Raw genomic sequence first — 13,750 nt, 5'->3', positions numbered from 1 at the left:
GTGTACAAAGCTGTTGCTGAGTCATACCTAAGATTCTTCCGCCGATTCTTTTTTTCGTGAGAAGATAGCCTGGGCTTCTTGAATCTCACCTCGTATTTGAGACATTTCTTCATCGAGCTGAGTAGCCGCTTCAGAAGCACGCTGAAGTCGCTTTTTGATATTCTCAGGAAATTTCCCGCTGTACTTATAATTTAAAGAATGCTCAATTGTAGCCCAAAAATTCATAGCCAGTGTACGAATTTGAATTTCCACTAAAATTTTCTTTTCACCTTTAATTGTCTGAACAGGATAACATACGACCACATGATATGAACGATAGCCGCTTTCTTTTTTATGAAGAATATAATCTCTTTCTTCAATCAATTCAAAGTCTGTGCGCTGACGAAGGAGCTCTACGACCGCTTTAATATCGTCCGTAAATTGACACATCATACGGAGTCCTGCAATGTCCTGCATCTCTTCCTCTAAGCGATCGAGAGAAATTCCTTTTCGAGTCGCTTTATCCAAAATACTGGCGATAGGCTTTACTCGTCCCGTCACGAATTCAATAGGTGAATGCGTAGACTTCATATCATACTGTGAACGAATTCCTTTTAATTTCACCTTAAGTTCTTCAACGGCTTGTTTATACGGTGCTAAAAATAAATCCCAATGCCTGATCATTAATAACACCCCCCTTTTTTCTCTCTGTTACTTATTTTCTTTATCTAAAAAAACTTCCTCTACTCTTGCTACCATCTCGTCTCCATAATTCACATTTCCTTCGATGTTACTGATGAGATAAGACAGCTCTTCTTTAACGGCTGATAGCTCAATTACTTCCTTATTAATTTCTAAAAATACTTTCATATCTTTATGTAAGACGTGCTTTAAATTCGCCCAAATATTATCACTAAGGCCAACATACATAAATTGATCATTAATATCTACAACATATACAAATGACATGTTATCTGAGTCAACAAGCATTTGTTTTGTATCTTCCAATTGTTCAATTTCCGTCTCAATAGGGTCTGCTTTTAAATGTAATTCATTTGATTTCATCACACAGGTAGTGATGTCAATTCGATTGTGCATAAATAAACTCCTTCCAACTATACAATTCGTTACTATTTTAACACATTCCAGGAACGTTTAATAAAGGTAAAACCTAAACAATCCGTATTTCTTCATTTTCCAAGTTCCCCATATGGATATTCCTGTTAGGAAATGTAGTTTTACTGTCTCAAAAAGTGTGATAAATTAAGATGGAAAGTGCCTTACCAAAAGACCTAAATTAAAAGGATGATTTCATTGAAACAAGAAATTGAAATTGAATTTAAAAATATAGTAACGAAAGAAGAGTTTGATCGTCTCCGCTCACATTTTCAATTAACTGAAAATCAGTTTATTTCTCAAGAAAACCACTATTTTGATACACCTGCTTTCTCATTGAAAGACTGCGGAGCTGCCCTGCGAATTCGAAGCAAAAAAAATAAATTCGTTCTCACGCTAAAACAGCCTCATCAAGAGGGCCTTTTAGAAACACATGAAGCATTAACAAATGAACAAGCTAAAGAATTGCTAGATGGCAGCGCCAAGATTCCGTCAACGATTCAACAGCTTATTACTGATTTACAAGTCGATAGCCATTCGCTAACTTATTTTGGCACTTTGCGTACAAGTCGAGCAGAAATTCCATATAAGAACGGGTTACTTGTACTCGATCATAGCTTTTATCTAGGTGCTGAGGACTATGAACTCGAATACGAAGTAACCGATGCCAATGAAGGGGCAAAATATTTTGAGCAATTGCTTATGGAGCTTGATATTAAAAAGAAACCAACGGAAAACAAAATTCGACGGTTTTACAAGCGAAAGTATACGTTAATGGATGGAGAATAAATTCATGAGCATGAATATTAACCATTACATGTCTTCCGTTCAATTTCCTGGAACTCAGCCATTTTCAGTTAACAACCAGCTGCCAACAGCTAACGTGATGCTTGGTACAACTTTACTCTCTGTATTTGCTCAGCTTTTTCAAGACTACGTCAATCAAGAGCCTCAAATGAGTACCAACCTTTACTTGCAGGCAGCGCAGATGTTTCCAGCTACAGCGGTTCAAACGCAATCCCAGCCATCTGTTTCTTCTTCAGATAAGGCAGCCGCTTCAACTGCTGCCTTATCTGCACAAAAAAACGAAACGGCAAAGGCCAGTTCTCAGGATGTACAAACGATAATTAATGAAGCAGCTGCACGCTACCAGCTGGATCCTAAACTTATTCGTTCTGTTATTAAACAAGAGTCAAATTTTAATCCCTCTGCCAAAAGTTCTGTCGGAGCGGCTGGGCTTATGCAGCTAATGCCAGCAACCGCTAAAGCTCTTGGTGTAGAAGATCCGTATGACTCCAAGCAAAATGTATTTGGAGGAGCCAAATATCTTCGACAAATGTTAGATAAATACGACGGAAACGTGAAATTGGCGTTGGCAGCCTACAATGCTGGACCAGGTAATGTCGATAAATACGGCGGAGTACCTCCTTTTCAAGAAACGCAAAAATATGTAAATAAAATTATGTCTTCTTATCTCGTGTAAAAGAGTCCAATCATTCGCGACTCGACCATGGAATGACTGTAGTTTGTCGAGGTTACACTATATAAATAGAAGGAAACGTTTGTGAAAGGATTCCTTTGTTTCTCATACTAAGTGATTCGCCACAGCATCATAGACTTTTCTTATGTAAAATTCCACTTTATCTCTTTTCCAGTAGAAGAAGTAAGCGGATAGTTTGAGTTAACGAAATGACACTGCTAAAATTAAGGAAAGTAAAAAACACCAAAGAGTTAAGACGTATATTTCTTATAACAAAGGAGTTATCAACATGAGAGAAAAAATCCACTCCCCTTACGAATTATTAGGCGGTGAACATACGATTTCAAAACTTGTTGATGCTTTTTATACACGCGTTGGACAACATCCTGAGCTCGCGCCAATTTTTCCTGATGATTTAACAGAAACAGCACGAAAGCAAAAGCAATTTCTGACACAATATTTAGGAGGGCCTTCGCTATACACTGAAGAGCATGGTCACCCTATGCTGAGAGCTAGGCATCTTCCTTTTGAAATTACACCGTCAAGAGCCAAAGCCTGGCTGACGTGTATGCATGAAGCAATGGACGAAATTAATTTAGAAGGCCCTGAGAGAGATGAACTTTATCATCGTCTTATTTTAACTGCCCAACACATGATTAATTCACCGGAACAGACAGATGAGAAAGGATTTTCACATTGAGTAATCTAAACAGCCAATACCCATCCTTGCATCAGCTTTGTCAAGGTTCAAATAAAAAACCGCTTGAAATCTATGTATTTGTTGACCCTCTTTGTCCAGAGTGCTGGGCACTCGAGCCTATTCTAAAGAAGTTACAAATAGAATATGGTCAGCTGTTATCCCTCAAGCATGTGCTTGGCGGAAACTTGCAGCAATTAAATATTGGAGCACAGCAGAGATTTGAACATATTGCAAAATCGTGGGAGAAAACTGGAAGCCGCTCCGGCATGTCATGTGACGGCAACCTGTGGCTTGAAAACCCCATCGATACTCCTTACGCTGCATCAATTGCAATTAAAGCGGCCGGGCTGCAAGGAAAGAAACAGGGCATTCGCTTTTTGAGAAGACTTCAAGAAGTAGTATTTTTAGAAAAACAAAATGTTACAGAAGAATCTGTCTTAATACAATGTGCAAAACATGTGGGGCTAGATGTTAATGAATTTGTAAAAGATTTGCATTCAGATTACGCTGCGAAGGCTTTTCAATGTGATTTAAAAATCACATCGGAAATGGATGTCGATGAGATTCCAACTCTTGTGTTCTTTAACGAAAAAGTTGAAGAAGAAGGCATTAAGATATCAGGATACTATTCGTACGAAACATATGTACACATCATTAAAGAGATGTTAGAAATTGACCCAGATCCAGCTTGTCTTCCGCCTCTTCGTTCATTTTTAAGCTATTTTCAATTTGTTGCTTCAAAAGAAGTTGCAGTTGTGTATGGTTTATCATTAGAAGAGGCTGAAAAAGAATTGAAAAAACTTCAGCTTCAGCAGGTTGTTGAAAGAGTTCCTGTCAAATATGGAACCTTTTGGAGAAGTACTGAAAAGAGCTGTTAATTATTAAATGTTGATGCTTATCCTAAGCATCAACTACACAAAAAAGACTTGGCTTTCGCCAAGTCTTTTCGTTTGTCTTAAGACAACAAGGGGATGGGAGAAATTTTTCACGGTCAAACAAAGGGGTATATGTTTGTTTTGTGATAAACTTCACGATTAATACTATAGCAAATTATGTCGACTTTTGGCAACCCCTTTTTTCAATTTTATTCACTTTTTTATAAAAAAACTTCATAAACAGCCAGATTCACTCATATAGTACAACCAATTATGCTTTTAATAGAGGTGTTAACTATGAAAATTGCTGGAATTACTCTAGGGGTTGTGATTCTTTTGTTTTCTTTTTTATTCTATATTTTATCTCTTATGCAGCTTGTTCCTCTCATTATCGCAGGCCCTCTCTTATTTTTAGCTATTCTTATTATTTTTACATTGCTTAACAATCACAACAAATTTCGGGGATTTAAAAAATGAAGCAGGATACAGCTCCTGCTTCATTTTAATTTTATTGATTTAATAAACGTTCCATTTCCGTTAACTTCTCTTCAAATACGGCTAGCGCTTCTTCGATAGGCTGAGATGTTGTCATGTCCACTCCTGCTTTTTTCAACACTTCAATTGGATAATCAGAGCTTCCTGACTTTAAGAAACCTACATAGCGCTCAACAGCTGCATCTCCTTCTTCAAGGATTTGCTTGCTTAATGCCGCTGCTGCACTGAATCCTGTAGCATATTGATAAACGTAGTAATTGTAGTAGAAATGCGGAATACGAGCCCATTCTAACCCAATCTCTTCGTCAATTACTAAGTTGTCTCCAAAATATTTTTTATTTAAGTCATAATATAATTTTGTTAATAATTCAGGTGTAAGCGGCTCTCCGTTTTGAGCACGCACGTGCACACCGTGCTCAAATTCAGCAAACATCGTTTGACGGAATACCGTACCGCGGAACCCTTCTAAATAATGGTTAAGCAAGTACAAACGCTGCTTTTCATCATCAATCGTTTTTAGTAAATAATCGTTTAGAAGCGCTTCATTACACGTGGAAGCTACTTCTGCCACAAAGATTGAATAATCTCCATAAGGATATGGCTGCGTTTTTCTTGTGTAATAACTGTGTACAGAATGGCCAAATTCATGGGCTAGTGTAAACAAGTTATTTACATTATCCTGCCAGTTCATTAAGATATAAGGATTGGTGCCGTACGTTCCTGAAGAATAAGCACCGCTTCGCTTGCCTTTGTTCTCATGAACATCTACCCAACGATTTTCAAATCCTTCTTTTAACACATTAAGGTAGTCTTCACCTAGTGGTTTCAGACCTTTTAAAATATAATCTTTTGCTTCTTCATACGTTACTTCCATTTTTACGTCTTTTACTAAAGGCGTATAGAGATCATACATATGAAGCTCTTCAATTCCCAATACTTTCTTACGTAAATCAATATATCGATGCAATAAATGCAAATTATCGTTCACTGTTTTAACTAAGTTATCGTATACTTCTTCTGGGATATTATTTGTGCTAAGAGCTGAGTGACGAGCTGAATTATAGTGACGAACGCGGGCGCTAAAATTATCTTTCTTCACCGTGCCGCTTAATGTACTTGCAAACGTATTTTTAAATTTACCGTACGTTTCGTACACCGCTTTAAACGCTTCTTCTCGTACGCGGCGATCGCTGCTTTCTAAAAAACGAATATAGCGTCCGTGCGTAATTTCTACTTCTTCTCCATTTTCGTCTTTAATAGAAGGAAATTCTAAATCCGCGTTGTTTAACATTCCAAACGTGTTGCTTGAAGATCCTAATACTTCAGAAGCCTGAGCGAGAAGCGCTTCTTCGCTTTCTGATAAAATGTGTGGACGCTCGCGAGTAATTTCATCTAATGCATGAGCATATAACTTTAGCTCTTTATGTTCCGCCATGTATTGTTTAATTTTTGATTCTTCAATAGACAAAATTTCTGGTGTTACATAAGATAGTGCACTTGCAATTTGAGTATAAAGTGTTTTGATACGATCATTTAACCCTTGATAAAAAGAATTAGTGGTATCTTGATCGTAGCGCATATGAGCATATGTATAAAGTTTACTAACGCGCATTGTGAGCTCATCTTGCTCTTGAAGAGCGTCGTATAAAGTTTGAGCAGACTCTCCAAGTTTCCCTTTGAATTTTTCCATTTTTGGAATAAGAGCTTTTACTTCTTCAAATTCTTTTTCCCATGCGTCATCTGAAGCAAAAATATCCTCTAGTTTCCACGTATCTTCTACTTTTATCTCGCTTCTACTTGGTAACTTTTTTACTTTTGATTGTTCACTCATGGTCATCCCTCCATCTTTTTCTACCTGTCTATAACTGTTCGCTTTTTCTAAGGCGAATCCTTTTTATTTCTTTGGTTATTGTATGTTGTTTTAAAAGAATTAATCAAAAGTCAGTACGCTTTTGAAAAAAGGATTCTTTCTTAAGCGTACTGATTTTCAGTGGTTATGTCACTTCTTTTGCTTGATTTAACCACTTTTTCATCATCTGTCCATCTTCTAAAAAAGCATCGGATGTTTGCTTTGGAATCGTATAAGGCCTTCTGATTTTGTATAACCCAGAAGTTATAGACGTTAGTATCCCTAACCGGCATAATACCTCTATATACTCAAACAAGGGCTGTTCCACAACAACAGGGGCCATCGGCAAAGACCGAAACACAATATGCCTCTGATGAATTCTGTAGAGCCATAGCCTGCATAACTCTTTTTCTGTAACTAAATCCCCTACCTGCTTCTGCTGCATTAAATCAAGAAGCAGCCACGTTTGCCATATAGTAGCAGACGTTTCAATCATGTATAAAGAAGGCAGCGGCATGCCAGCTTCTGCTGGAATATGAGAAGGAGGAATATTGTTTTCATAGAGAGCGTGTAAAAAAGGCTGAAGCTTCTGATTAGGATAGAGGGTATAATGCGTTCTCCATGCCTTCTTTTTCTTTACCCATGAAGAGAAAAATTGAGGCTGTGTATGTGTAGAAAAAAGATCATGAAAGGTATGCTCGTGAGGAGAGAGCACGACAAGCTGTGCATAACAAATTTGAGATGAAAAAGGCATAAGATGTTCAAGTTTCAACAGCTGATTAGTAGAAGGTGAAAAATAAAGAAGTGTGGGCGTATAATCGGAAAGAGTGAGAAACTGCCACTCTTGAAAAGAAAGTTGATACATATAAGTGGATAAGCGTTTCATTCTTTTTGCTCCCATAATCCAAAGAGGCATATAATTTCCTTTCTCATAATGAATAGAACGTTTGGTTAGCACTGAGGAAGATAAGGACGCACATTGAAATTCGATTGCATATTTTTGCGAAGGGGTATCTATAAGAAGATCTGGACGCTGCATAATGTCAGGAAGGTAACTTTCTAACTCGACTTCAAGATGAGAACTAAACCAGTGAAACAGCTTTCGCTTTCCGTCAAGATGATAATCTGTTTCACCTTCATGCTGAGCGACGCACGTTTTTTTCAGGTGAGCAAAATGAGGGATTTTTTTTGTACCTATCTTTAACTGTACAGGGGATTGACAAGAGGGACAGTAGAACTGCTTTTCTTTTTTCCACAGCTTAAGCTGTTCAAGCGAAAAGCGCTGAGCTAGTGAAATGAGGCCTTCTTCTGTTCGGGCAACTAACAATCGTACATTTCTCCTTCCTATAGTAGCGAGCTATATCCTTGTATTCGACACCTTTCTACTAAACCCTTTTCTTTCAGAAAAAAACCACATTGCAGCATACGCAATGTGGTTTACAGCGATTATAATAGCGGTGAAAGCAAACGAGCTGTTGATTCAAACAGCCGCTGTATAAATGGCCGCTTTTCAAAGTCTTTAAAGTGAAGCTCACTCGTTTCTTCTAAATCTTGCATATATTCATATACGAGCTTTTGGGTACTAGCTGTGCGATATAAAAAAGCATTTACTTCAAAATTCAGATGAAAGCTTCTCATATCCATGTTAGCTGTTCCAATAGAGGCAATTTCCCTATCAACAATCACAATCTTGCTGTGCATAAATCCTTTTTTATACTCGTAAATTTTCACACCTGCTTCTAGCAGCTCAGGAAAATAAGAGCGTGATGCATGAAAAACAATTTTTTTATCGGGCTTCTGAGGTACAAGAAGCCTTACATCTATACCGCTTAAAGCAGCTACTTTGAGAGAAGTAAAAATATCTTCATCAGGTATGAAGTAAGGAGAAGCAATCCAAATGGACTCTTTCGCAGACGTAATCATCGAAAAAAATAAGTGTTTAATAATTTCCCACTCACGGTCTGGTCCGCCGGCAATCATTTGAACACCGCCGCACTTTTCCATATCAATGTCAATTAAATCCGGCGATAGATACGTTTGAGTAAGCATCGTCTGTCCTGTCATATAATACCAGTCTTGCAAGAAAATAAGCTGTAATGAACGGACTGCCTCACCCTTCACCATCAAATGAGTATCTCTCCAAAAGCCAAAATGCCGACTTTTTCCGAGATATTCATCACCAATGTTCAAACCTCCTACAAATCCAATTGTTCCATCAATGACTACAATTTTACGATGATTACGGAAGTTGATTTTATTATTGAGAAATGGAAGTCTCACCGGCAAAAACGGAATCATTTCTACGCCCGCGTTTCTTAACTCATGAATATAATGCGGTGAAAGCTGAAAACTGCCCACGGCATCATACAAGAAACGTACATAAACTCCTTCTTGTACTTTCTGAATTAAAATATCTTTAATTTGTTCTCCTAAGTGATCATGTCGTACGATGTAATACTCTAAATGGATATGATGCCTTGCATGCTTTAAAGATTCCATAATTTCGTGAAATGTCTCTTTTCCATTCGTCAATGCGCGCGTATCTGAAGAAAAAGAAATGGGACTCTTGCCAAGCCTCACGGCTAGCTTCAGCATTTGCTTCCTACTGGTGCCCAACTGTTCAAAGTGATTTTCTAATATACCAGAATCTCTTTCCATCTTTAAAAGCACCTGTTCATCCAGCTTTGCTTTTTTAGCAAATAAACGCCGTTTTCGCGTATTGCGTCCAAATAACAAATAAAAAAAGAACCCTATTACTGGAAAACCGCCTAATACTACGAGCCACGTTAGCGTTTGAGTTGGATGACGGTTTTCTAATGAAATAACAAGACCGATGAAAACAACACTAATCGTAATTAAGATACTTAGCACGCCAATAAATTTACCGTCCCAATACCCTTTTGTAAAATAAAGCAAGGCAATAATACCAACAACAAAAATTAAAAGCTGTAATCTATTTTTCAACTTGTTTTCACCTATCCTAAAACCAATCTTTCATCATTCATAACAGGTCTCTATACTGTTATTATCCTCAAACTTGGTATTTTAACACTACACTTTCCCGTGTAGGAACCAGCCGCCTGCTTTTTCTACCTATACTGTTCGACATGAGCGGAGAGCTTTTCCAAAAAAGAGGACAAAACAAAGACCGATTTCATATACATGAAATCGGCTGCTATTATCGTAAAGGAAAATACTGTTTTACTTGTTCAAGTGCATTTTCACTGATTAATTCTTTTCCATATTCCATTAAACGATGAACTGTTACATTTGATTCATTTGCATATTCTAAAATGATACTTAAAATGTTATCAATTTCAGCTACAAAGTCTTCATCATCTGTAAACTCAACGTATAAATAATATTTCCCTTCAAACACGTACATGCTGTTGATGATATCATCTAACTCTAAATGGTGACTTAAGGAAATTAAATGTTCTAAGTCTTGAAAGCGTGCGACGAACTGTAGCCCTTCGTCTTCTATAATTTCTTCTTCAAAATCAGCTTTTTTATTTTGATTCGCTTGATGATCAAGCAACGCTTCAATTTTTCCATCTACAGGGATATCGATTTTATCATTTTCACCAACAGGTACTTCGAACTTTTGACCGTCTTTTGAAACTTGTGCTCTTGTTACGATAACCTCTAGCCCCTTCTCAAGCGCATGTACTTGAATCCAAAGAGGACCTTCTGCTACAAACTCTTCTTCTTGATGAATTTCGTCCATCATCTCCCAGAATAGCTCTTCACTGCGCTCACGGCTAAACCAAATTTCATTGCGATCAAATCCACGTTCTTCAATATCTACGTAAGTGACAAAGAATTTTACTGTGTTTTCATTAATGCGTTCGATTTCCATTATCATCTCTCCCTTCGGAAAAATCAGTGAAGGTAATCCGGCCATTTCGAACATTACCCCTAAACGATGAAGGGACTATTTTACCCCCGTGTTAAAGCAATATTACATGTACTTTCTCACTTTGTAAAGCATTCTAACTTGGGATATACAAGCATACACTATTTGAGTGAACCTTGTATATCTATTTTATGACAAAATGCGAAAGAAAGGAAATAAAAAATACTCTGACAACTCATAGCCACCTTACACCTTACTTTGTTATATACATAATCTCTTTACCCTATGAACGCTTTTTGTTAAAAATGAACACAGATAAAGCAATATGAGCTACTTATCCTTACATATTGGGAGGGAAGACTATTGGATTTAGAATTAATAACCTCCATTCTTCTTATTATCGGTATCGATATTGTATTAGGTGGAGACAACGCTATTGTTATTGCCTTAGCAAGCCGCAATTTACCTGAACATCAACGAAATAAAGCTATTTTTTTAGGGACTGGCTTAGCTGTGATCGTTCGCATTGTACTTACTATTTTAGCTGTTTATTTACTAACTATTCCTTACTTGCAGCTCATCGGCGGTTTTTTATTAGTGATCATTGCCTTTAAGCTGCTTGTATCAGAAGGTGACGATGCATCTTCAATTCGTGCAGGTGTGACGTTAGGCGCCGCTGTGAGAACGATTGTATTTGCTGATATTGTAATGGGACTAGATAATGTAATAGCTGTGGCAGGCGCAGCTCATGGAAATATTATCTTGGTTGTCACGGGACTACTCGTATCCGTCCCTATTATTGTTTGGGGAAGCAAGCTCATTTTGTATTTGATGGAACGGTTTCCCCTGCTTGTTTACGGCGGAGCAGCTATTTTAGCTTATACTGCTGGAAATATGATTGGACATGAAAAGAACTTACATTCATTCTTTGCAGACCATACATCTCTAGGAACATTTATTCCGTTTATAACAATTGCTGTTGTGCTGATAAGCGGCATGGCTGTTAATAGCTTTCGTTCAACTAAATGATAAAGAAAAGGCCATACTAAACATTTTTATTTAGTATGGCCTTTTCTTTAGTTTAATGAGCACAGCAGTCTTTTATTCATAAAACACTTTGTACACTTAAAAAATAATCTCTGTGAGTAAAAAAAGAATAGATGGTACGAGTAAGCAACCAAGACCTGTATAAAATGTAGCTGTCATGGCTCCGTAAGGTACAAGTTTTACATCTGTCGCCGCTAAACCAGCTGCTACACCGCTCGTCGTCCCCATAACTCCTCCATAGATCATTGCTGTACGAGGGTTGTTTAATTTGATTTTCTTAGCAAATATCGGTGTCAAAATCATAACTGAAATGGATTTAATTAATCCTACAGCTATACTTAACGCGATAATATCAGAAGAGGCTCCAATCGCAGTTCCAGAAACCGGTCCCACAATATAGGTCACAGCTCCTCCTCCGATTGTAGTCAAAGCAACGGGATCTCTATACCCAAAACAAAGAGCAATAATTACACCTAGTACAAAGGAATAGAAAACCCCAAAAAACAAAGCCGTAATCCCGCTGATTCCCGTTTTTTTGACTTCGCTAAAATTGGCACCGAACGCAGTAGCAATAATGGCAAAATCTCGCAGCATCCCCCCGCCCATTAAACCAATTCCTGAAAATAACTGTATATCAGAAATCCCTTTTTCTCCTCCTGTATTCATTCCACCGATATAAGCAAGGATTAACCCAAACATAATAGCAATAGCAGATCCGTGAACTCTTCCTTTTGTTAATTTATCTGATAAAAAATAAGCAATATACATGACAATCCCAATAATAGCAAATGCCGTAATCAGTCCGTTATTTTCTAATCCTTCTTTAATCATATTCATCATTTTATCTGCTCCTTAGGTAAAATAGAAAGCTCTATTTCTTGTTCATTCACCTTCGCTTTCTCTCCTATTCTGCTGATAAATGGTATGGATAAAAAGCCTACTACGACTACTACCACCCCTGCAAGAATCGCCATGCCTCCTCCATCAAGAGCAGCTACAACATTTTGCTGTGCAGACATCGCTACCACGATAGGAATATAAATTCCTCCCCAAAAAGCAATGCCTTCTTCGGATTTTACTTGGAGCTTATTTTTCTTCTTTAAATAATCCACCGCTAGTACAAGAAGAAGCATGGATACCCCTACTCCCCCAACGTTGGCTTCTACTCCCATCAGCCCTCCTAATGCGTCCCCTACAATTACTCCTATTAACATGCAAATAGACAGCAGCGCTACACCGAAGATTATCATATTACTTCCTCCCCAACCCATTATTGAAAGCGTTTACTTTATGGTTTAAAAATAGTGTAAAGGAAAAAAGTTGAATAACCTATGCATTTTTAGTTATATACTTATATCAAAAATGACATAATGCAGTTTTTCTCTACTGTTCATTTTAGATTTATTCGAAAAAGAAATAAAAACCATGACATTTAGTCATGATTCTTATATGTATTCATGAGGCATATCCGAGGGTAAATGTTTAAAATAATCAATCACAAACTGCCTGAAGATTTGTTGTAAATCCGTCACGTAGCCTCCATTGTTCCAAGTTAAAAAGATTGTACGTTCAAATGTTTCTTCTTCAATTTTTAGCAGTTTTACATCCTTTCCTGTAGAACCTCCCCACGTCACTTCAGGAATAAAACCTATTCCTTGCTTTGCTCTAATCAAGCCTCTCACTGTTGCTGGATCATCGCTTTCAAACGTAATTTGAGGTACAAAATTCTGTTCCTTACAAATCGCATCCGTTATTTTTCTTAGCTCTTTCCCTTTCTTTAGCACAATGAATTTCTCATTTTTAAGTTCATTTAACTTTACACGTGATTGCTTGGCTAAATGATGATCAAGAGGGACTGCAAGCAAAATCGATTCACGAAGTAAAGGAGTATGTTCAATCTGACGGGTTGTTAATGGAAAAGCTGAAATACATAAATCAAAATCAGGCTGTGAATAGCTATTAGTCAAATGCTGCATTAGCCGAAAACGCACCTGAGGATATTGCTCACGAAACCTGCTTAATAGCTCTGGAAGTAAATGTGAACTAGCTAACACAACAAGACGAATTTCTTCACATGGATCGTTCGACATATCCTTTAGCTCATGCTTTGCGTCTTCTAATGTTTTTAAAGCACGTTCTACTTTGGAACAGAACGCTTTACCGTAGCGATTTAATTTAATGTATTTACCGTTTCGATCAAACAAACGAATGCCTAGCTCTTTTTCCAACTGTGAAATCGTTTTGCTGAGCGCAGGCTGAGATACGTATAGCTCTTCAGCCGCTTTGCTGATATGTTCTAGTCTAGCAACTACTTGGAAATATTTTAGCTGTAAAAGCTCCAATCCGTTCACCA

The 13,750-nt window shown here is 37.5% G+C and carries 14 protein-coding genes; 5 read left to right on the top strand and 9 right to left on the bottom strand.

Going from position 1 to position 13,750, the window contains the following annotated elements; translation table 11 throughout:
* Positions 1-27 precede the first annotated feature (27 nt).
* The gene (locus NST66_RS02210; protein WP_014461566.1) at positions 28-663 is read right to left on the bottom strand and encodes a GTP pyrophosphokinase; all 636 of its coding nucleotides are present in this window, start codon (positions 661-663) and stop codon (positions 28-30) included.
* A gap of 27 nt (positions 664-690) precedes the next feature.
* Positions 691-1,077 (bottom strand): UPF0738 family protein, encoded by a 387-nt coding sequence (locus NST66_RS02205; RefSeq protein ID WP_014461567.1) that lies wholly within the window; start codon positions 1,075-1,077, stop codon positions 691-693.
* Positions 1,078-1,293: 216 nt separating this feature from the next.
* On the opposite strand from NST66_RS02205, the gene NST66_RS02200 reads away from it, so the two are divergent.
* The 4 genes from NST66_RS02200 to NST66_RS02185 all read left to right on the top strand — a co-directional run bounded on the left by NST66_RS02200 (position 1,294) and on the right by NST66_RS02185 (position 4,153).
* Positions 1,294-1,884 carry a CYTH domain-containing protein gene (locus NST66_RS02200; RefSeq protein WP_033578053.1) on the top strand — a complete coding sequence of 197 codons (591 nt, stop codon included), beginning with the start codon at positions 1,294-1,296 and terminating at the stop codon, positions 1,882-1,884.
* A 4-nt stretch (positions 1,885-1,888) separates the two neighbouring features.
* The gene (locus NST66_RS02195; protein ID WP_049162940.1) at positions 1,889-2,578 is read left to right on the top strand and encodes a lytic transglycosylase domain-containing protein; all 690 of its coding nucleotides are present in this window, start codon (positions 1,889-1,891) and stop codon (positions 2,576-2,578) included.
* Between the two features lie 286 nt (positions 2,579-2,864).
* The gene (locus NST66_RS02190; RefSeq protein ID WP_013055433.1) at positions 2,865-3,275 is read left to right on the top strand and encodes a globin domain-containing protein; all 411 of its coding nucleotides are present in this window, start codon (positions 2,865-2,867) and stop codon (positions 3,273-3,275) included.
* A gap of 26 nt (positions 3,276-3,301) precedes the next feature.
* Positions 3,302-4,153 carry a ClpXP adapter SpxH family protein gene (locus NST66_RS02185; protein WP_028412354.1) on the top strand — a complete coding sequence of 284 codons (852 nt, stop codon included), beginning with the start codon at positions 3,302-3,304 and terminating at the stop codon, positions 4,151-4,153.
* A 505-nt stretch (positions 4,154-4,658) separates the two neighbouring features.
* Here the strand turns inward: NST66_RS02185 and pepF are convergent.
* From pepF to mecA, 4 genes are all read right to left on the bottom strand, one after another.
* Positions 4,659-6,476, bottom strand: a complete 1,818-nt coding sequence (pepF, locus tag NST66_RS02180; protein WP_049162938.1) for an oligoendopeptidase F — start codon at positions 6,474-6,476, stop codon at positions 4,659-4,661.
* 163 nt (positions 6,477-6,639) lie between these two features.
* Entirely contained in the window at positions 6,640-7,821 is a 1,182-nt protein-coding gene (locus NST66_RS02175) for a competence protein CoiA (protein WP_221817860.1), read from the bottom strand.
* Between the two features lie 119 nt (positions 7,822-7,940).
* Positions 7,941-9,458: a cardiolipin synthase gene (gene cls, locus NST66_RS02170; RefSeq protein ID WP_025749882.1), complete on the bottom strand. Its 1,518-nt coding sequence runs from the start codon at positions 9,456-9,458 to the stop codon at positions 7,941-7,943.
* A 214-nt stretch (positions 9,459-9,672) separates the two neighbouring features.
* Positions 9,673-10,353 (bottom strand): adaptor protein MecA, encoded by a 681-nt coding sequence (gene mecA / locus NST66_RS02165; RefSeq protein WP_013055427.1) that lies wholly within the window; start codon positions 10,351-10,353, stop codon positions 9,673-9,675.
* A gap of 360 nt (positions 10,354-10,713) precedes the next feature.
* Between mecA and NST66_RS02160 the strand changes: the two genes are divergently transcribed.
* A complete protein-coding gene (locus NST66_RS02160; protein WP_028412357.1) occupies positions 10,714-11,379 on the top strand; it encodes a TerC family protein in 666 nt (221 codons plus the stop codon).
* Between the two features lie 96 nt (positions 11,380-11,475).
* On the opposite strand, the gene madM is transcribed toward NST66_RS02160, so the two are convergent.
* The 3 genes from madM to NST66_RS02145 all read right to left on the bottom strand — a co-directional run bounded on the left by madM (position 11,476) and on the right by NST66_RS02145 (position 13,739).
* Complete coding sequence (gene madM / locus NST66_RS02155; protein ID WP_049162932.1) at positions 11,476-12,237, bottom strand: malonate transporter subunit MadM; 762 nt, start codon at positions 12,235-12,237, stop codon at positions 11,476-11,478.
* On the bottom strand, positions 12,234-12,647 hold the full coding sequence (gene madL, locus NST66_RS02150; RefSeq protein ID WP_033578048.1) for a malonate transporter subunit MadL: 414 nt from the start codon (positions 12,645-12,647) through the stop codon (positions 12,234-12,236). Before madL ends, madM begins: the two co-directional genes overlap by 4 nt.
* Positions 12,648-12,842: 195 nt before the next feature.
* Positions 12,843-13,739: a LysR family transcriptional regulator gene (locus NST66_RS02145; protein WP_033578047.1), complete on the bottom strand. Its 897-nt coding sequence runs from the start codon at positions 13,737-13,739 to the stop codon at positions 12,843-12,845.
* Between the last annotated feature and the right edge of the window lie 11 nt (positions 13,740-13,750).

The organism is Priestia sp. FSL W8-0524 (assembly GCF_038005965.1).
GTDB lineage: Bacteria > Bacillota > Bacilli > Bacillales > Bacillaceae_H > Priestia > Priestia zanthoxyli.
Note: the sequence above shows the minus strand (reverse complement) of the source record. Positions and strands in the feature narration are given on the sequence as shown.